12 protein-coding genes are annotated in these 18,876 nt (G+C 70.1%); 10 read left to right on the forward strand and 2 right to left on the reverse strand.

What is annotated here, in order from left to right; all coding sequences use genetic code 11:
* The first annotated feature begins 91 nt into the window (after positions 1-91).
* From FFS56_RS08520 to FFS56_RS08555, 8 genes are all read left to right on the forward strand, one after another.
* On the forward strand, positions 92-1,483 hold the full coding sequence (locus tag FFS56_RS08520) for an NtaA/DmoA family FMN-dependent monooxygenase (protein WP_127012474.1): 1,392 nt from the start codon (positions 92-94) through the stop codon (positions 1,481-1,483).
* A 126-nt stretch (positions 1,484-1,609) separates the two neighbouring features.
* A complete protein-coding gene (locus FFS56_RS08525) occupies positions 1,610-3,244 on the forward strand; it encodes a TIGR04028 family ABC transporter substrate-binding protein (protein WP_046749748.1) in 1,635 nt (544 codons plus the stop codon).
* Between the two features lie 16 nt (positions 3,245-3,260).
* Positions 3,261-4,241 carry an ABC transporter permease gene (locus tag FFS56_RS08530; protein ID WP_046749747.1) on the forward strand — a complete coding sequence of 327 codons (981 nt, stop codon included), beginning with the start codon at positions 3,261-3,263 and terminating at the stop codon, positions 4,239-4,241.
* Positions 4,238-5,134 (forward strand): ABC transporter permease, encoded by an 897-nt coding sequence (locus FFS56_RS08535; RefSeq protein WP_127012473.1) that lies wholly within the window; start codon positions 4,238-4,240, stop codon positions 5,132-5,134. Before FFS56_RS08530 ends, FFS56_RS08535 begins: the two co-directional genes overlap by 4 nt.
* A complete protein-coding gene (locus FFS56_RS08540; protein ID WP_046749745.1) occupies positions 5,131-6,747 on the forward strand; it encodes an ABC transporter ATP-binding protein in 1,617 nt (538 codons plus the stop codon). Before FFS56_RS08535 ends, FFS56_RS08540 begins: the two co-directional genes overlap by 4 nt.
* Positions 6,744-7,799, forward strand: a complete 1,056-nt coding sequence (locus FFS56_RS08545) for a putative FMN-dependent luciferase-like monooxygenase (protein WP_046749744.1) — start codon at positions 6,744-6,746, stop codon at positions 7,797-7,799. Before FFS56_RS08540 ends, FFS56_RS08545 begins: the two co-directional genes overlap by 4 nt.
* Positions 7,796-8,455 (forward strand): CMD domain protein, encoded by a 660-nt coding sequence (locus tag FFS56_RS08550; protein WP_046749743.1) that lies wholly within the window; start codon positions 7,796-7,798, stop codon positions 8,453-8,455. The genes FFS56_RS08545 and FFS56_RS08550 overlap by 4 nt, the downstream gene beginning before the upstream one ends.
* Entirely contained in the window at positions 8,452-9,060 is a 609-nt protein-coding gene (locus FFS56_RS08555; protein WP_046749742.1) for an alkylhydroperoxidase domain protein, read from the forward strand. Before FFS56_RS08550 ends, FFS56_RS08555 begins: the two co-directional genes overlap by 4 nt.
* Positions 9,061-9,095: 35 nt before the next feature.
* Here the strand turns inward: FFS56_RS08555 and FFS56_RS08560 are convergent, their stop codons facing one another.
* The gene (locus FFS56_RS08560; protein ID WP_046749741.1) at positions 9,096-10,040 is read right to left on the reverse strand and encodes an NADP-dependent oxidoreductase; all 945 of its coding nucleotides are present in this window, start codon (positions 10,038-10,040) and stop codon (positions 9,096-9,098) included.
* A 40-nt stretch (positions 10,041-10,080) separates the two neighbouring features.
* Positions 10,081-14,040, reverse strand: a complete 3,960-nt coding sequence (gene hrpA / locus FFS56_RS08565; RefSeq protein ID WP_127012472.1) for an ATP-dependent RNA helicase HrpA — start codon at positions 14,038-14,040, stop codon at positions 10,081-10,083.
* Positions 14,041-14,083: 43 nt separating this feature from the next.
* Between hrpA and FFS56_RS08570 the strand changes: the two genes are divergently transcribed.
* Together FFS56_RS08570 and FFS56_RS08575 are read left to right on the forward strand one after the other, a co-directional pair.
* Positions 14,084-15,289: a heparan-alpha-glucosaminide N-acetyltransferase domain-containing protein gene (locus tag FFS56_RS08570; RefSeq protein WP_249352960.1), complete on the forward strand. Its 1,206-nt coding sequence runs from the start codon at positions 14,084-14,086 to the stop codon at positions 15,287-15,289.
* Positions 15,290-15,627: 338 nt separating this feature from the next.
* Positions 15,628-18,837 carry a LamG-like jellyroll fold domain-containing protein gene (locus FFS56_RS08575; RefSeq protein WP_249352962.1) on the forward strand — a complete coding sequence of 1,070 codons (3,210 nt, stop codon included), beginning with the start codon at positions 15,628-15,630 and terminating at the stop codon, positions 18,835-18,837.
* The last annotated feature ends 39 nt before the right edge of the window (positions 18,838-18,876 follow it).

Here is an 18,876-nt window from a genome sequence, read left to right on the forward strand (position 1 = left end):
GGTGCTCCGGGTGTGACGGACTGTTACATTCCGTGACGCCCGGCATCGACGCCATGGCAGCGGGTGGGGAGCGGCTCCTACCGTGACGGGCATGACCGAACCCCTCATCATCGGCGCCATGGTGCGCACCCTCGGCGCGTATCCCTCGGGTTGGCGGCAGCCAGGGGCGCACCGCGACCCTGCGAGAGACGCCGACATCCTGCGGCACATCGCGCGAGAGGGAGAGGATGCCGGGCTCGACTATCTGTTCTTCGGCGACTGGCTCGCCACGGGGCCGGACCTGGAGTTCCGCGATCCGTATCTGCTGGCGCGCATCGACCCCGTGAGCGCTGTGCTCTTCCTTGCGGGGGTGACCTCGCGGATCGGCCTGATCGCCACGGTGAACACGACCTACGCCGACCCGTACACGACCGCGCGGTCGCTCGCCTCGCTCGACGTGCTCACCCGCGGCCGTGCCGGTATCAACCTCGTCACCGGCGCCGAGCCGCGCGCGGCCGGCAACCACGGTCGCGACGCGCACGCCGACAACGAGACCCGCTACGACCGGGCAGAGGAGTTCGTCGAAGCCCTGCGCCGGCTGTGGGATTCGTGGGGCGAGGACGCCTGGATCGCCGACGCCGATCGTGGGGTGCTGATCGATCCGGAGGGGTTGCGCGCCGCCGAGCTGCAGGGCGCTCAGGTGCGGGTCGCCGGGCCGCTCAACGTCGCTCGACCTCCGCAGGGCCGGATCCCGATCGTGCATGCCGGCACATCGCCGCGGTCGAGGGCGCTCGCGGCGACCGAGGCCGATCTCGCCCTGACCGCCGCACCGACGCTGGCGGACGCCATCGCCACACGACGGCTGCTGCGGGACATCGCCGCCGAGTCCGGACGCTCGCCCGATGCGCTGAAGGTGATCGCGCCGGTGCTCCCGGTCGTCGCGGACACGGATGCCGATGCTCGTCGCATCGTGGAGCGGCTGCTCGCCCTGGTGCCGCTCGCCGAGGGGCACCAGGCGGCGCGGACGGCGTTCCCGCTGAACCGCAGCATCGCCGCGCTCGCCGACGCGTTCGACGTTCCGGTCGACGACCCGCTGCGCTCCGCCACCTTCGATGCGCCGGTGACTGCCGCGGAAGCACTCCGGCTGGGGGAGCGCGGTGCGGTGCTGATCGAACGTCTCGCCCTCATCGCCGGGCTGGACGTCTCCGGGGGCGCGACCGCCGATCCCCTCACCTGGCGGCACCTGGTCGCCGCGCACGCGGTGCCGGCCGCCTTCGTCGTCGGTGACGCGGGAACCATCGCCGATCACTTCGAGACCTGGCGGGAGGAAGGCGGGGCGGACGGGTTCAACGTGCTGTCGGCTTTCCAACCGGCGCAGTTCGAGGCGTTCACGCGTAACGCGGCGCCGGAGCTGCGCCGTCGCGGGCTGCTGCGAAGCGAGGAGCAGGGCGACGGGACCACACTCCGCGACCGCCTGCGCATTACGTCGTATGTCGACGCATGACGACCGGCGTCGCCCGGGTCGCGCGTTCCCGCCCCTGATTCCTACCGTGAAGTCACCTCAACGCACGGCATCTCGACACACAGTACCTCACCCGAAGCATCACACCCGAAACCTGGAGACCCACCCATGAACCGTCGCCTCCTCCGCGCCGCCGCCATCGCGGTGCCGCTCATCCTGGCGGGAAGCCTCGCCGCCTGCGCGTCGACGCCCGCCCCGGCGAACTCTCCCGCCGAAGGCGGCGACCCCGTAAAGGGTGGAACGCTCACGTACCTCGAGCACCAGGCGTACACGAACCTGTATCCGCCGCAGGCCGGCTTCTACCCCAACGGCGGCATCGTGAACAACATCGCGGCCCGCCTGACCTGGCAGAACCCTGACACGCTCGAGATCGAGCCGTGGATCGCCTCCGACTGGACCGTGAACGACGACGCGACCGAGTACACGTTCAACCTGAACCCCGACGTGACGTTCTCGGACGGCACGGTGCTCGACGCCGCGGCAGTGAAGAAGAACTTCGACACCTACGGCCTGGGCGATGCGGAACGGGGCCTGACCGTCTCCGAGGCGATCAACAACTACGCCAGCTGCGAGGTCGTCGACGACGACACCGTGACGTTCCACTTCTCCGCACCGTCCCCCGGGTTCCTGCAGGCGACCTCGACCATCAACTCGGGTCTGCTGTCGCCGGAGACGCTCGACGGCACGATCGAGGACTTCGGCGCGGGCAACGCCGCCGAGATCATCGGGTCCGGTCCGTTCACGGTCACGGGGGAGAAGCTCGGCACCGAGTACACGCTCACCGCGCGCGACGACTACGACTGGGGACCCGACAGCGTCGACAATGACGGTCGCCCGTACCTCGACGCCGTGCACGTGCTGATCACCCCCGAAGACTCGGTGCGGATCGGCTCGCTGCTCGCGGGCCAGGCCGACTACGTGCGCTACGTGCAGGCGTTCGACGAGGACCGCGTCGAGGCAGCCGGCTTCACCCTCTACGCGCCGCAGACCCGCGGCGTCAACAACTCGATCGCCCTGCGTCCCGAGAATCCGCTGCTCACCGACATCCGCGTGCGGCAGGCGATCATCGCCGCGGTGAACGCGCAGGAGGTCGTCGACACGCTGTTCACCGAGAACTACCCGGTGGCGACGTCGGTGCTCTCCTCCCAGGCGCTCGGCTACAAGGACGAGTCGAAGCACTACGCCTACGACCCGAAGAAGGCCGAGAAGCTGCTCGACGAGGCCGGCTGGGAGCCCGGCGCCGACGGCATCCGCGAGAAGGATGGCGAGCGCCTCTCGATCACGGTGTACGAGGCGAAGCCGCAGCCGCTGTCGAAGCAGACCCTGGAGCTCGTGGCGCAGCAGCTGGCGAAGGTGGGTGTCGAGCTCTCGGTCAAGCCCGGTGATGCCGGAAGCTACGCTGAGGACACGCGCGACCCGCTCAAGACCGGCTTCTACCACTCGATGGTCGGACGCGCGGATCTGGACGTGATCAAGAGCCAGTACTTCACGAAGAACCGCGATGTGCTGATCTCGAAGGACGCGAAGCTCGACGACCTGCTGCTCGCCGTGGCCTCAGAGCCGGACGCCGACAAGCGCGTCGCCGCATCTCAGGCCGTGCAGGACTACATCGCCGAGCAGGCCTACGTGATCCCGCTCTTCGAGGAGCCGCAGGTGTACGGCACCGCGACCTACGTGCACGGCGTCGCCTTCGAGTCGGTCGGACGCCCGACGTTCTCCGGCGTCTGGCTCGCCGAGCACTGATCGGGATGGTGCGTCGATGAGTTTCGTCCTCCGACGAGCCGGGCAGGCCGCGATCGTTCTGATCGCGGCCTTCACGGCCACCTTCTTCCTGCTGCAGCTGCTGCCGGGCGATGCGATCCTGATCAAGTTCTCCGACCCCAGCCTCGGGCTGTCCCCGGATCAGCTCGACAGCATCCGAGCCACCTACGGCACGGATCTGCCGTGGTGGGAGCAGTACGTGCACGCGGGGCTCGGGTTCCTCGCCGGGGACTTCGGCTACTCCACGCAGTTCGGCACGCCCGTGCTGACGATGCTCGCGGAGGCGCTCCCCGCGACGCTGCTGCTCGCGTCCCTCGGGCTCCTCGTCGCTCTGCTCCTGGCCGTGCTGATCGCCGGACTCTCCTCGCTCGCCCCGTTCGCCTGGCTTCGCGACGGACTTCGTCAGGTGCCCGGTCTCTTCGTCGCGGTGCCGGTCTTCTGGCTCGGCATCCTGCTCATCCAGGTGTTCTCGTTCGGGCTCGGCTGGGTGCCGATCGTCGGGGCCGACCCGGTGAGCGGACTCATCCTGCCCGTGCTGACCCTCGCCGTGCCGATCTCGGCTCCGCTGGCGCAGGTGCTGGTCCGCGCGATCGATCAGGTGCAGGCGCAGCCGTTCGTCACGGTGGTCCGGGCGAAGGGGGCCCCGCCGCTGTGGGTGCTCACGCGCTCCGTCGCCCGCAACGCCGCCGTGCCGACCCTGACGATCGCGGGCGTGCTGTTCGGGGAACTCGTCGGGGGGGCCGTCGTCACCGAGACGGTGTTCGGCCGCACGGGCATCGGCCGTCTCACCGAGCAGGCCGTCGCGAACCAGGACATCCCGGTGCTGCAGGGTGTGGTGCTGCTCTCGGCGCTCGGCTTCGTCGTCATCAGCTTCGCCGTCGACCTCGTCACGCCGCTCATCGACCCACGTCAGCGCGCGGTCGCGCGCTCCACCGCGTCCGTCGCCGCCCGCCCCGCGCCTCAGGAGGTGCCCGCATGACCGCTCCCGTGATCGCTGCGACGAGTGTCGAACCGGACTCCGAGCCGACACCGACCGTCCCCGAGCTTCCGCGGACCCCTCGCCGCCCTGGCCGTCTGCGCGGCCGCGCCTGGGGGCTGTATCTCGCGTTCGCCGTGGTCGCCGTCGCTGTGTTGTGGGCGGTCATCCCCGGCGTGTTCGTGCCCGGCGACCCGCTCACCGGTGTGCCGGCCGACAAGCTGCTGCCGCCGAGTGCCGCGCATTGGTTCGGCACCGACACCCTCGGCCGTGATCTGTTCGGCCGTGTCGTGCACGGTGCCGTGCACTCGCTCTCGGGCGCGCTGATCGCCGTCACGGTGGGTCTCGCCCTCGGCACGGTTCTCGGCGCGATAGCCGGAGCCGTGGGCGGGGTGGTGGACGACGTGCTGATGCGCATCGTCGACGTGCTGCTCGCGATTCCCGGGCTGCTCCTGTCCCTCTCGGTGATCATCCTGCTCGGATTCGGCACGGTCAACGCCGCCCTCGCCGTGGGACTCGGCAGCGTCGCGGCGTTCGCGCGGCTGATGCGCGCCGAGGTCGCCCGGGTGCGGCGCACCGAGTACGTCGAGGCCGCCTTCGGCAGCGGTGCCACCTTCTTGGCCGTGCTGCGTCGACACGTGCTTCCCAACTCCCTCACCCCCATCGTCGCGCTCGCCGCCCTGCAGTTCGGGACGGCGATCCTCGCCATCTCGACGCTCGGGTTCCTCGGCTACGGCGCTCCGCCACCCACCCCGGAATGGGGACTGCTGATCGCCGAGGGCCGCAACTACGTGGGCACCGCCTGGTGGCTCACGGCATTGCCGGGTCTCATCGTCGTCGCGGTCGTGCTCAGCGCCAACCGCATCAGCCACCGCATCGGAAGGGGCACGCGATGAGCGTTCTGACCGCATCGGATCTGCGCATCTCCTACGGGGGTCGTGAAGTCGTGCACGGCGTCTCCTTCGAGATCGGCGAGGGGGAGACCCTCGCCCTCGTCGGGGAGTCGGGGTCGGGCAAGTCCACGACCGCCCACGCGCTCCTCGGGCTCCTCCCCGCAGGGGGCAGGGTCGACGGCGGGACGGTCGTCCTGGGCGACCTCGACATCTCCGGGTGGTCCGATCGTGCGCTGCGCGGCATCCGTGGTGCGGAGATCGGCCTGGTCCCGCAGGATCCGACGACCTCCCTCGACCCGGTGCGTCCGGTCGGCAAGCAGGTCGAGGAGATCCTGCGCCTGCACGGGCATCGGGATCGGCGCTCGCGTCGTGCACGGGCCGTCGAGCTGCTCGACCGTGTCGGTATCGACGACCCGGATCTGCGGGCGCGTCAGTATCCGCACGAGCTCTCCGGAGGCATGCGGCAGCGTGTGCTGATCGCGACCGCGATCGCCCTGCGACCCCGCCTGCTGATCGCCGACGAGCCCACCAGCGCCCTCGACGCCACGGTGCAGCGCAAGGTGCTCGATCTGCTCGACGAGCTGCAGCGCGAGGAGGGCACCAGCATCCTGCTCGTGACCCACGACCTGGGCGTTGCCGCCGATCGGGCGGAGCGACTCGTCGTGCTCAAGGACGGCCGGATCGTGGAGCAGGGGCGGAGCGAGGAGGTGCTCGCCGCACCGACGGACCCGTACACGCGTCAGCTGCTCGCCGATGCTCCCGCGTTCACGACCGGCTTCCGGCGTCCGGACGCCCCGCCGTTCCTGCGGGATGCCGCAGCCGTCGCCGCGGAGAACCCGTACGCGATCGTCGCCGAAGGGCTTGTGAAGGAGTTCCGCGTCGCCGGCCGGGAGCGGTTCCGCGCTGTCGACGACGTCTCGTTCCGGGTGCGCCGTGGTACCACCCACGCGCTCGTCGGCGAATCGGGGTCGGGGAAGACCACGACGGCGCGACTCGTCACGCGCTTCCATCAGCCGGAAGCCGGGACCATCGAGGTCGCCGGAGAAGACGTGACCCACGCGAAGCGCGAGCAGCTGCGAGCGCTGCGCCGCCGTGTGCAGCTCGTCTACCAGAACCCGTTCGCCTCGCTGGATCCCCGCCAGCAGATCGTCGACATCGTCGCGGAGCCGCTGCAGAACTTCCACGTCGGATCTCGCGCCGAGCGCAGCGAACGCGCGCTCGCTCTCCTCGACCGGGTCGCGCTCCCGTCCGACGTCGCGCGGCGCACCCCGCGCGAACTCTCGGGCGGACAGCGGCAGCGTGTCGCGATCGCGAGGGCCCTCGCGATCGATCCCGAGGTCGTGGTGCTCGACGAGGCGGTGTCGGCGCTGGACGTGACCGTGCAGGCGCGCATCCTGGAACTGCTCACCTCGCTGCAGGCGGAGCTCGGGCTCACCTACCTGTTCATCTCGCACGACCTCGCCGTCGTGCGCAGGATCAGTCACACGGTCTCGGTGATGCGCCGCGGCCGGATCGTGGAGGAGGGGCAGACGGAAGACCTCTTCCGCGACCCGCAGCACGAGTACACCAGGGAGTTGCTGGCAGCGGTCCCCGGACGAACGGAGATCGTCGTATGACCACCGGATCCGCCCCTTCGACCGGGCCCACCGTCGCGTTCTTCACGCGTCTGCTCGACGACGCGTCTCCTGCCGAGAGGTATGCGCTCGCCACCTCGCAGATCCAGCAGGCGGAGCGCCACGGGATCGGGAGAGCCTGGGTCGCACAGCATCATTTCCACGCGGCCGAGGGTGGTCTGCCGTCGCCGCTGGTGTTCCTCGCGCACGCGGCCGCCGTCACGAGTGACATCCGACTGGGGACCGGCGTGATCACCCTGCCGTTGGAGGACCCGGTGCGGGTGGCCGAGGATGCCGTGGTCGCAGATCTGCTCTCCGGGGGGCGAGTGGATCTGGGCCTCGGCAGCGGCGGCACCCCGTCGTCGTTCGTGCCGTTCGGGGAGGATGTGCGAGACAAGGCAGTGACCTACGACCGCAAGCTGCGCACGCTCCTCGACGGCCTCGCCGGTCGCGACGTCGGCGCGGGCAACACGCTCTACCCGGATGCGGGAGACCTCGCCGACCGTGTGTGGCAGGCCACCTTCTCCGCTCCCGGCGGTCACCGCGCCGGCATCCACGGGCACGGGCTCCTGCTCTCCCGCACTCAGCCGCGCAGGCCCGACCGCCTGTACGCCCCGTTGTCCGAGCTGCAGGACCCGATCATCGACGCGTACCTCGAGGCACTGCCGGTCGGGGTGACTCCGCGGATCACCGCCTCGCGCACCGTGTTCGTCGCGGATGACCGCGCCGAGGCTCTGCGGTTCGCCGAGGTCGGTCTGCGTCGGGCGGCGGAGGGCTTCCGTCGGCAGGGCCAGACCATCCCCGGTGACGACATCGACGAGTTGATAGCCGCGCTCGACACGCATCTGGGCACGCCAGAGCAGGTTGCCGAGTCGCTCGCCGCCGACGCCACCCTCACCCGCGCGACAGAGGTGGCCTTCCAGGTGCACTCGGTCGATGCGCCGCACGAGCACGTGCTGCGCTCGATCGCACTGTTCGCCGACGAGGTCGCCCCGGCCCTCGGCTACGCCATCGCGGAGACAGCAAACACCGAGACGATCAAGGAGAACGCATGACCGACGACAACGTCCTTACGGACGACACCGTCCTCACCGACGACACCGTGGACCGGATCGTGGGGGTGACGCCGGAGCTGGACGAGCTGCGCCGCCGCCGTCCGGTCACCAGAGAGCAGCTGCAGGCGAGCTTCGACGCCCTCTTCCGACCGGTCACGGTCGCGCATGTGTCGCAGGCGGAGCGCGAGCTCGTCGCAGCCTTCGCCACCGGACTCGCCGGCGTCGACGATGCGACAGCGGCGTTCTATGCCGCCCGCGCACGCGAGGCCGATCCGGAGCGGGCGGGAGCAGTGCTCGCCGAGGCAGCCGGGGCGTCGACGAGCGGTCCGTTCGGCGCCTACACCGAACTCGGCCTGCAGTCCGAGAACACGGAGGGCGAACGGTATGAGCCCGATGGTGCCGTGACCGCCGTCATCGGCGAGCGCCTCGCCGCAGCCCTCGCGCACACGCACCTGCTCGTGTTCCGGCCCCGTGAAGCGTCGGGCGCCGATCTCGGGCGACTGCTCGATGCCGGGTGGTCGACCGAGGGGATCGTCACGCTGTCCCAGCTGGTGTCGTTCCTCGCCTTCCAGCAGCGGGTCGTCACCGGACTCCGTGCGCTCGCCGCTGCAGGACTCACCGCCCAGACCGAGATCTCCGAGGAGGAGGCCGCATGACCGCCGCGCAGACCGTGCTCCGGCACGAAGACGCCCCGCACCCGCACGCCTTCACCCGCGGAGAGGTGGGCTGGGTCCCGCATCTCGAGCCCCTCGCGGAGGAGGAGCTGACGCCACGGCACTACGACGGACTCGTCGATGCCGCGCGGGCGAAGAACGACTACTTCCGGTTGCTGGCCCGTGACCCCGAGGTGCTCAAGGCGCGGACACTCGTCGACAAGGACATCTTCTACAACGTCGCCGAGGGTCTGCCGCGCGCCGACCGCGAGCTGGCGGCGACCGCAGCATCACGGCGCAACGGGTGCGTGTTCTGCGCCTCGGTGCATTCCCGCTTCGCCGCGCACCACAGCAAGCGGGTCGAGGACGTCGACCTGCTGCTGGACGAGGGGGTCGACGCCGATCTCGGCGAGCGCTGGAACGCGATCGTGGCCGCGTCGGTCGCGCTCACCGACACTCCGAGCACATTCGGGGAGCACGAGATCGCCCGGCTGCGGGCGGCAGGACTCGACGACCTGGAGGTCGCTGATGTCATCCACGGCGCGGCGTTCTTCAACTGGGCGAACCGCCTGATGCTGTCGATCGGTCGACCGGTCGCTCCCGCCTGACCCTCGCTCTCGGCTACAGAAGCAGCCGCTCTGCGCTACGGAAGCAGGATGATCTTGCCCGAGGCGGCGCCGGATTCCATGAGCTCATGGGCCTGCGCCGCCTCGGCGAGCGGCAGCTGAGGGCCGAGCTCGATCGTGAAGTCGCCGGCGTCGAGGAGGGCGATCGTCTCGGGCAGGGCCTCGGCGCGCCACGCGAGCTCCTGCGTGGTCAGCGGGACGGGCGAGCCGCCGGAGAACGCCCGGATGCCGAAGGATGCCGCATCCGGCCCTCGCACGATCGTCGCGATGCGCTCACGGTCGGCGACGAGCGCCAGCGACGCCTCGATCGCCTCATCGGTGCCGGCGCAGTCGAGCACCACGGTCACGGGTGACGGAGCGGCGGCTCGCACCCGGTCGAGCAGACCATCACCGTAGGCGACGGGGATCGCCCCGAGCTCGCGCAGCTGGTCGTGGCGGGCGGGGCTTCCTGTGGCGATCACGGTGGCACCCCAGGCGACGGCGAACTGCACGGCGGCCTGGCCGACGGATCCGGAACCGCCGTGCACCAGCAGCACGTCGCCCTCCGTCACTCCCAGCGAGCGCAGCGACTGGTAGGCGGTGCCCGCGGGGATGCCGATCCCGGCGCCCTCGGCCGTCGTGACCGAGTCGGGGAGCTTCGCGAGCTTCTCGGTCGCGATCGCGAGCGCCGAGGCGTAGGTGCCGTTCCCGTCGCGGATGGCCACCCGGTCGCCGACGGCGAGATCGTCGACCCCTTCGCCCAGCACCTCGACGATGCCGGCGCCGTCGAAGCCGACAGGACGCGGCTCGGTGATCGGCGGGGACGGGCGCTTGCCGCCCCGCAGCTTGGCGTCGATCGGGTTCGCTCCCGCCGCCTCGATCCGCACGACGACCTCACCGCGTGCGGCGACCGGATCCGGGATCTCGATCAGGTGGAGGACAGCGGGGGAGCCGATTTCGGTGTAGACGATCGCGCGAGCCATGCGTTCAGGCTACCCGGGGTACGCGGGAACCGGTCTCGGGTCAGCGGCCGGAGAGGACCTTCATGATGCGCTGAGGCGACACCGGCTGCGCGGTGCCCAGACGCTGTGCGAACACACTCACGCGATACTCCTCGAGCAGCCAGCGCACCTCGACGAGCGCGGGCGTCGCGTCGGGGGCGAGGGGGATGGTGCCGCCCGCGTCTTCGAACGCCTTCGCCATCCGCTCGTACTCGGTCATGCGCGCGCGGTCCTTGCCCGGCTCGCTCGCCAGAGTCTTCAAGCGGTCCAGCATCCCCTCCAGATAGCGGGGGAAGTGCGCGAGGCGCTCGGCTCCCGCGGCGGAGACGAATCCCGGGTGCAGCAGGCCGCTCAGCTGGGTGCGGATGTCGTTCAGTGGTCCGAGCAGGGCCAGCGAGTTCTGCGACTTGATGCCGCGCTCGACGTCCCGGGACTTGGTGAGGATGCGTGCGACCAGCGACACGCAGGTGAACAGCTCGTCGACGAGCACGGCGGAGACCGCGTCCCGCACCCGGTCGAAATCGGCCTCGTTGCGCACGATCCCTTCCGGCACGAGGCTCTGGATGACCTTTCTGGCCACTGCCGCGCGGCAGTCTTCGATGAGTGCGGCCGCTGAGGGATACGGCGAGGCTGCGAGCGCCAGCTTCTCCTGGCTCGTGAGGTGCTCCTGCACGTACGAGGACGGAGAGGGAACGCCCAGCAGCACGAGCCGCAGCACGCCGTCGCGCGTCGCCGCTGCCGCCGCGTCGGGGGTGGATTCGACACGCACCGACACCGTCTTGCCCTGATCGACGACGGCCGGGTAGCCGCGGACCACCCCTCCGGCGACGCGGGTGTCGAGCACCTCCGGCAGCTCCCCGAAAGTCCAGGCCGTGAGACCGGTCTGCTCGAGCGACGCGGCGGCGATGCGTTCGACGCCCTCGCCCGGGGTGCCGCGTTTCGCGCCGGGGGCGCCGGAGCGGGGAGGGGCGGCGATCGAGCGGGCGACGCTGCTGCGAGCGCGGTCGGAGAGCTGCGTCTGCAGGGCACGCAGATCGCGTCCGGAGCCGACCATCCTGCCGCGTTCGTCCACGGCGCGGAAGTTCATGCGCAGATGCGGGGGCACCCGTTCATCGTCGAAGTCGGCGGCGGAGACCAGTTGATTGGCGAGCGGCTGGATGCGACGGGCGAGGGCTTCCTTGAGCGTGCGCGGGGGCAGACCGCCGTGCGACTCCGGCCCCTCGTCGATGAGCTCGGCACCGAACTTCTCCGCCCAGTCGGCCGCGGGCACCACGTGGCGACGGATGGCCTTGGGGAGAGCGCGCAGCAGACCGGTCACGAGCTCGGCACGCAGGCCGGGGACCTGCCAGTCGAAGCCGCGATCCTCGATCTGGGCGAGCAGGGGCAGGGGCACGACGACGCTCACTCCGTCGTCGTCGGCGCCCGGCTCGAATCGGTAGGCGAGGCCGAGCACCTGATCGCCCTGCGTCCACCGGGTCGGGAACTCGCGCTGATCCGCGCGCTCCTCGTCGTCGATCAGGTCGCTCTCGCGCATCACGAGCAGCTTCGGCGTGGCCGCCATGGCCTCGCGCCACCAGCTCTCGAACGAGCGCACATCGAAAACCTCGGCGGGGATGCGTTCGTCGTAGAAACGGAACACGGCCTCGTCGCCCGCGAGGATGTCGCGGCGGCGCTCGCGCTCCTCCAGCTTCTCGAGGCGCTTGCGCAGCTCGGCGTTGCTGCGCCAGAACGCACTCACCCTCTTGTCGATCCGCGTCGGATCCCACTCGCCCTCGACCAGCGCGTGCCGCACGAACAGCTCGCGTGAGGCGGCTCTGTCGATGCGCGCGAACTGCACGCGCCTGCGCGGGATGATCTCGAGCCCGAAGAGCGTCACCTTCTCGAACGCGACAGCGGCCCCCGCATCCTTGGACCAGTGCGGCTCGGTCACCTGGCGCTTGGCCAGATCCCCGGCGAGGGGTTCGGCCCAGGCCGGATCGATCGCGGCGACCGTGCGTGCGAACGTGCGGGAGGTCTCGACGATCTCGGCGGCGATCACCGCGCGCGGGCTCTTCTTGCGCAGCCCGGAGCCGGGGAAGATCGAGAAGCGGATCCCTCGGGCTCCGCGATACTCCGCGATGCGCCGACCCTTCTGCTCCTTCGCGGGGGCGTGCGTCTTGCCGGCGGGGGCGGTGCGCTCGTCGAGGATGCCGATCTGCGAGAGCAGGCCGGAGAGCAGGGCGCGGTGGATCGCATCGGGGTCGCTGGCGCCCCCGCCCTCCCCGTCACGGTCGTTCGTCTTCACGAGGGTGCGGAGCTGGCGGTGCACATCGAACCACTCGCGCACCCGCACGTAGTTGAGGTGCTCGGAGCGGCAGAGTCGACGGAACGCGCTCGAACCGAGCTCGCGCTGCTGTTCACGCAGGTGGTTCCACAGGTTCAGCAGGGTCAGGAAGTCGCTGGTCGGGTCGACGAACCGCGCATGTAGGCGGTCGGCCTCCTCCCGACGCTCTTCCGGCCGCTCCCGCACGTCCTGGATCGTCATGCCCGAGACGATCGCGAGCACGTCGCGTGTCACAGACGAATGGGGCGCCGAGCCCGTCGAAGGGCGCCCCGCCTCGATCAGCATGCGTGCGAACCGCGGATCGATCGGCATGCGCGAGATCGCGCGGCCGATGCGGGTCAGGTGCGGGGATCCGTCCCTGCGCGACGCCTCGACGGCGCCGAGCTCGGTGAGTAGGTCGAACGCGGCCTTCACCCCACGGGAGTCGGGCGGGGTGAGGAACGGGAACGCCGTGATGTCGCCGAAGCCCAGCGACAGCATCTGCAGGATGACCGAGGCCAGCGAGGTGCGCAGGATCTCGGGCTCGGTGTACTCCGGCCGCCTGTCGTAGTCGTCCTCTGAGTACAGGCGGATCGCGATGCCGTCGCTCGTACGGCCTGCGCGACCGGAACGCTGGTTGGCCGAGGCCTGCGAGACGGGCTCGATCGGAAGCCGCTGCACCTTGGAGCGGTTGCTGTAGCGGGAGATGCGCGCCGTGCCGGTGTCGATCACGTACTTGATGCCGGGCACGGTGAGGCTCGTCTCGGCCACGTTGGTGGCGAGGATCACCCGACGGCGCACGCCGGCCACCCTGCTGCGTTCGAACACCCGATGCTGGTCGGCGGCGGAGAGGCGGCCGAACAGCGGCAGCACCTCGGTGGGGGAGCGGTCGTTCGCGTAGGCGCCGCGCACCGCGTCCGCGGCGTCGCGGATCTCGGCCTCACCGGGGAGGAAGACGAGCACGTCTCCCGGCGGTTCACGGTCGAGCTCCCGCAGGGCGGAGACGATCGCCGACACCTCGTCCTCCGGCTCGGCAGGCGAGCTCTCGTCGTCCGCATCCTCGACCGGCCCGCGGTAACGGATCTCCACCGGATAGGTGCGGCCGGAGACCTCGATGATCGGGGCGGGGGTTCCGTCGCCGCCGGTCTCCGAGGGAGCGGCGAAGTGCTTCGCGAAGCTCTCCGGATCGATCGTCGCGGAGGTGATGATCACCTTCAGATCCGGACGCTCCGGAAGGATGCGGGCGAGGTAGCCGAGCAGGAAGTCGACGTTGAGGGAGCGCTCGTGCGCTTCGTCGATGATGATCGTGTCGTAGCGAGTGAGCAGACGGTCGCGGTGGATCTCGTTGAGGAGGATGCCGTCGGTCATCAGGGCGATGCGCGTGGCGTCGGACACCTTGTCGGTGAAGCGCACCTTGTAGCCGACGAGCGTGCCGAGCTCGACCTGCAGCTCTTCGGCCACGCGCTCCGCGATGGTGCGTGCGGCCAGGCGACGGGGCTGGGTGTGCGCGATGCGCTCGCGCCCGAGCTCGAGAGCGATCTTCGGCAGCTGCGTGGTCTTTCCCGATCCCGTGGCACCGGCGACGATCACGACCTGATGGTCGCGGATGGCGTCGGCGATCTCGGTCCTCGCCGCACTGACCGGCAGCTCGGGGGGATAGGAGATCACGGGAGAAGACATAGCCCTCCATCGTATGCCGGGAATCGCCCCCTACGATCATGGGGTGATCACCGCTCTCGCTCCTGTCCAGTGGTTCCGCGAGTTCGGGCGGCCGCCGCGCATCCTCGGGCTCGACATCGCCAGAGGACTGGCGATCCTCGGCATGGCCGGAGCGCACATCGGCGAGACAGAGGCATTCGACTGGTTCGACCCCTCGACGTGGACCGACCTGGTGCACGGGCGGTCCTCGATCCTGTTCGCGGTGCTCGCCGGTATCTCGATCGCCCTGATGACCGGGCGCAGTGCCGCTCCCGACCGCGAGCGGATCCCGAGCATCCGCCTGCAGCTGATCGGGCGCGGTGCGGTGATCTTCGTGATCGGGCTGGCGCTGGAGATGCTGAACACCCCGATCGCCGTGATCCTGACGCTCTACGGTCTGCTCTACGTCGCGGTCATCCCGTTCCTGCGGTGGCGGCCCTGGCAGCTGCTGAGCGCCAGTGCGGTGCTCGCGCTGCTGGGCCCGTCACTGCTCGCCTTCCTGAACGCGGTGATGCTGAACCCCTACGGTTCCGGTATCGGATTCGTGCTCTACGGCACGTATCCGATCACGGTCTGGATGGCGCTGGTGCTCGCCGGCATGGCGTTCGGTCGCCTGCACGTCGAGCGGTTGCGCACGGCGGCGGTCGCGCTCGGGATCGGGTTCGTGCTCGCCGTGATCGGCTACGGCTTGGGCGGAATCGGTCAGGCAGCGGGACTCGCCGGGGGCTTCAGCAGCAGCTCGTTCTCCGACAGCGGCTCCTTCTCCGGCAGCTCCTTCTCCGGCGGCAGCTCCGGCAGTGTCGTCTCCCCGCCCTCCGGGTGGGAGGGATATCCGCAGGCGCTGACCGAGACAGATCCCCTCCGCGCCGTGCTCACCGCGGTGTTCGCGGTCGAACCGCACAGCGGCGGCACCGCAGAGATCCTCGGATCGGGCGGCTTCGCGCTCGTGGTCATCGCGCTGTGTCTGCTGCTGAGCCGGCCGCTGCGCTGGGTGCTGCTGCCGCTCGGCGCGCTCGGCTCCATGCCCCTGACGGCATACAGCGCTCACGTCCTCTCCGTCGTGCTGGTGGCCGGGCCAGGAGGGTTCTTCTCGAGCAACGCCTTCTGGGCGGCCACCGCGCTCGGACTGCTGCTCCTGACGACGCTCTGGTCGATGTTCTTCGGACGGGGCCCGCTGGAACGCCTGGTCGGACGTGGGGCAGCGGCGATGGCGGCGGTGCCGCGGCGCTGATACGGCGGCGGTGCGGTGGCGCTGATCCGGTCGGCTTCGAGCGTTCCTCCGGATCGGGAGGCGCGATGTGTTAGCGTGGGTGCGCAACGCCTGTCTGGCGTTTGCGACCGACTGGCATGGCTGGTCGGACTGGGGAGTTTCGAACTGGGGAGTTCACACCACCGCGTCGCGGCGATCTTTCGCCGCCTCGATGTCGTCGAGCGCGCGGGGGATGATCACGCCGCGTTCGGGACAGCATCGACTGGGGAGTCACGGTGGGGAACACGAGTTTCGGGCGACGGACACGCTTCGGGCGACGGACACGCTTCGGGCGACGGACAAGAGGTGTCGTCGCATCAATGCTGACGGCCGGCCTGCTGATCGCGGGTCTGTCGGGTGTGGGAGCGACGGCGGCCGCCGCGGCGGATGTGCCGCCGACGATGCCGCCGCAGTTGCAGCGCGACGAGAACGTGGTGACGTCGGACCCGATCCCGACTGTGCAGATCGACAACGGCTACGTATGGGCGCAGACCACGATCGGTACAACGGTGTACGCGGTCGGCAAGTTCGACAACGCGCGGGAGCCGAAGGCGGCGCCCGGGACAGCCCTCACCGCCCGTTCGAACGTGCTGGCCTACGACATCGTCTCGGGTGCTCTGTCCTCGTTCGCCCCGACGGTCAACGGCGTCATCAAGGCGGTCGCCGCGTCTCCCGACGGGTCCCGCATCTACATCGGCGGCTCGTTCAACAAGGTGAACGGGAAGGACCGCTGGAACTTCGCGGCGCTCGATGCCAAGACCGGTGAGCTGGTCCCGCAGTTCGCGCCTTCGATCGGCGGCAGCGGCGTGTACGCCATCACGACCGACGGGTCGAACATCTACCTCGGCGGTCTGTTCACCCAGGCCAACGGCGTCGCCCGGAAGAACCTCGCGGCCTTCGACCAGAAGAACGGAGCGCTCCTGAGCTGGGCCCCGCAGGCCGACCGCCAGGTCGACGCCCTCGTCATGGATCCAGCGGGCACGAACGTCATCGTGGGAGGACGCTTCTCCGCGGTGAACGGCAGCAGCCTGCGCGGTTCCGCAGCGGTCGACAAGTCCACGGGTGCCGCCGACACCGCCTGGGGCATCTCCAAGGTCGTGAAGAACAGCGGCAGCAGCAGCAACTCCGGCATCTTCGCGCTCGCCACGGACGCGAACACCGTCTACGGCACCGGGTGGAGCTGGGCCGGCGGGGGCAACCTCGAGGGCACGTTCGCCGCTGAGGCCGGCACGGGTGCGGTGCGGTGGATCGCAGACTGCCACGGCGATCACTACGGCGTCTACTCGACCGGCAAGGTGGTCTACACGACCAGCCACATGCATTCCTGCAACACGATGGGGCTCCAGCCGCAGAAGAACCCGGCGGTGTACCAGTACGCCGAGGCCTACACGGCCGACGCGCGCGGAACCCTCTCCGCGAACACCTACTCCGGGTACGCCAACTGGGCCGGCACCCCCGCTCCGTCGCCGTACCAGTGGGCGCCCGACTTCGCGGTCGGCACCACGAGCGGCCTCGGCCAGGCGGGCCTGTCGATCACGGGCGCGGGCGACATGATCTCGATCGGCGGAGAGTTCCGCTCGGTGAACAACGGGCAGTTCGAGGGAATCGTGCGCTTCTCCACGAACCCTCCGGGTGGTGCGAAGGACGGGCCCCGGCTCTCCGACGCGGCATGGAAGCCCACGGCGGGCACCTCGCCCGTCCCCGGCAGCGCCCGGGTGTCGATCCCCACGAACTGGGACAGGGACGACCTGACCCTCACCTACGAGCTGCGCCGCGACGGTGCCACCGAGCCTGTGGCCACCGCGACAGCGGACGGCACCTGGTGGAAGCAGACGACGGTCACCCTCGACGACCCGACGGCGACCCCGGGAGCCACGCAGAGCTACACGGTGGTCGCGAAGGACCGTGACGGCAACATCGCCACGAGCGCGAGCGTGAACGCGAAGGCCACGGCGGGCACCGCCTCGGCCTACTCGAAGAAGATCCTCGCGGACAAGCCTTCGCTGTACTACCCGATGGGCAACGTCTCGAAGGACTGGGCCGGATCGAACAACCCGGTGAGCGGCACGGGAACCTCAACCTCGTCGTCGGGCATCGAGAACAGCGGCACCGGTTCGACAACGTTCAACGGCACCACGAACGGGCGGGTGTCTTCCGATGCGAAGGCGCCGGTGTCGAGCGAGTTCTCGGCGGAGATCTGGTTCCAGACCACCACGAAGACCGGTGGCATGCTCATCGGCTCCGGAGCGGCCAAGACGGGGAGCTCCGCGAGCGTCGACCGGCAGCTGTACATGGCCAACAGCGGCACCCTGACCTTCGGCGTCTTCGCCGGGCAGGCCCGATCCACGATCGCCGGAACCAAGGCGCTGAACGACGGCGTCTGGCATCACGCTGTCGTGTCGCAGGGTGCGGCCGGGATGAAGCTGTACGTCGACGGCGAGCTCGTCGCGTCCGACGCCGCGGTCACGACGGCCAAGACCGACCCCGCCTACCTCCGCATCGGGGGAGACGCGCTCACGGGCTGGCCCTCTGCTCCTTCGTCGAACTACTTCAAGGGATCGCTGGACGAGGCCGCGGTGTACCCGCTCGCGTTGAACGCCGACCAGGTGCGCTCGCACTTCCAGCTGGGCAAGGGTCTCAAGGCTCCGACGGCGGCCTTCACGGCCCAGGCGACCGACCTGACCGTCGCGGTCGACGGGTCGGGATCCATCGCAGACGGCGCAGCGTCGATCAGCGGCTACGCGTGGGACTTCGGCGACGGCTCGTCGGCGACCGGCGCGACGGCGACGCATGACTATGCGGCGGCCGGCACCTACACCGTGCGGCTGACGGTGACGGACAGCAGCGGACTGTCGGCGTCGAGCGAGGAGCAGGTCGCGGTGACGGCTCCCGTCGTGGCCGATGTCGTGGTGGCATCCGACCGGTTCGACCGTGCGGTGGAATCCGGCTGGGGCACTGCTGAGGTCGGTGGCGTATGGACGCCCATGCAGGGCAAGTCGACGGCTCTCTCGGTGGCCGACGGTGCGGGAGTGATCGACCTCGTCGCCGGGCAGACCAGGGAGATGCTGTTGGACGATGCGTCGGTGCGGGATTCCGCCACCACCATGTCCTACACGCTCTCCGGCGGTCCGGAGTCTGGCACCGTCTACGTCGGAGCGGGTTCTCGGCGCAACGCGGACGCCGGCTACCGCGCCCTGGCGTGGCACCGCGCTGATGGGGCGACGTGGGTCGTGATCCAGCGCAACGGGACGGCCATCGCGAGCGCCGCTGTGCCGGGGCTGACCTGGAGTGCCGGCACCGTGTTCCATCTGTCGACCGAGACGACCGGGTCGTCCTCGACCACGATCCGCGCCAAGGTGTGGGCCGACGGGCAGCCGGAACCGGCGACGTGGCAGGTGTCCGCGAGTGACGCTACCGCGGCGCTGCAGAGCGAGGGCTCGCCCTCGGTGTTCTCCTACCGGGCCGGCACCGCGACCGGCACGAACGTCGTGCGGGTGAACGAGGTCAAGACCACCCGGATCGGTGGCTGAGCAGCCGCTGGGCTGAGCGCAGACGCAGAGGGGGCACCC

It is taken from the genome of Microbacterium sp. Beta (assembly GCF_005502545.1).
GTDB classification, from domain to species: domain Bacteria; phylum Actinomycetota; class Actinomycetes; order Actinomycetales; family Microbacteriaceae; genus Microbacterium; species Microbacterium oxydans.

Coding starts and splice junctions, on each gene's coding strand:
- FFS56_RS08555 (WP_046749742.1), top strand. CDS start 8,452: ATGACCGCCGCGCAGACCGTGCTCCGGCACGAAGACGCCCCGCACCCG.
- FFS56_RS08535 (WP_127012473.1), top strand. CDS start 4,238: ATGACCGCTCCCGTGATCGCTGCGACGAGTGTCGAACCGGACTCCGAG.
- FFS56_RS08560 (WP_046749741.1), bottom strand. CDS start 10,040: ATGGCTCGCGCGATCGTCTACACCGAAATCGGCTCCCCCGCTGTCCTC.
- hrpA (WP_127012472.1), bottom strand. CDS start 14,040: ATGTCTTCTCCCGTGATCTCCTATCCCCCCGAGCTGCCGGTCAGTGCG.
- FFS56_RS08540 (WP_046749745.1), top strand. CDS start 5,131: ATGAGCGTTCTGACCGCATCGGATCTGCGCATCTCCTACGGGGGTCGT.
- FFS56_RS08545 (WP_046749744.1), top strand. CDS start 6,744: ATGACCACCGGATCCGCCCCTTCGACCGGGCCCACCGTCGCGTTCTTC.
- FFS56_RS08530 (WP_046749747.1), top strand. CDS start 3,261: ATGAGTTTCGTCCTCCGACGAGCCGGGCAGGCCGCGATCGTTCTGATC.
- FFS56_RS08550 (WP_046749743.1), top strand. CDS start 7,796: ATGACCGACGACAACGTCCTTACGGACGACACCGTCCTCACCGACGAC.
- FFS56_RS08575 (WP_249352962.1), top strand. CDS start 15,628: ATGCTGACGGCCGGCCTGCTGATCGCGGGTCTGTCGGGTGTGGGAGCG.
- FFS56_RS08525 (WP_046749748.1), top strand. CDS start 1,610: ATGAACCGTCGCCTCCTCCGCGCCGCCGCCATCGCGGTGCCGCTCATC.
- FFS56_RS08520 (WP_127012474.1), top strand. CDS start 92: ATGACCGAACCCCTCATCATCGGCGCCATGGTGCGCACCCTCGGCGCG.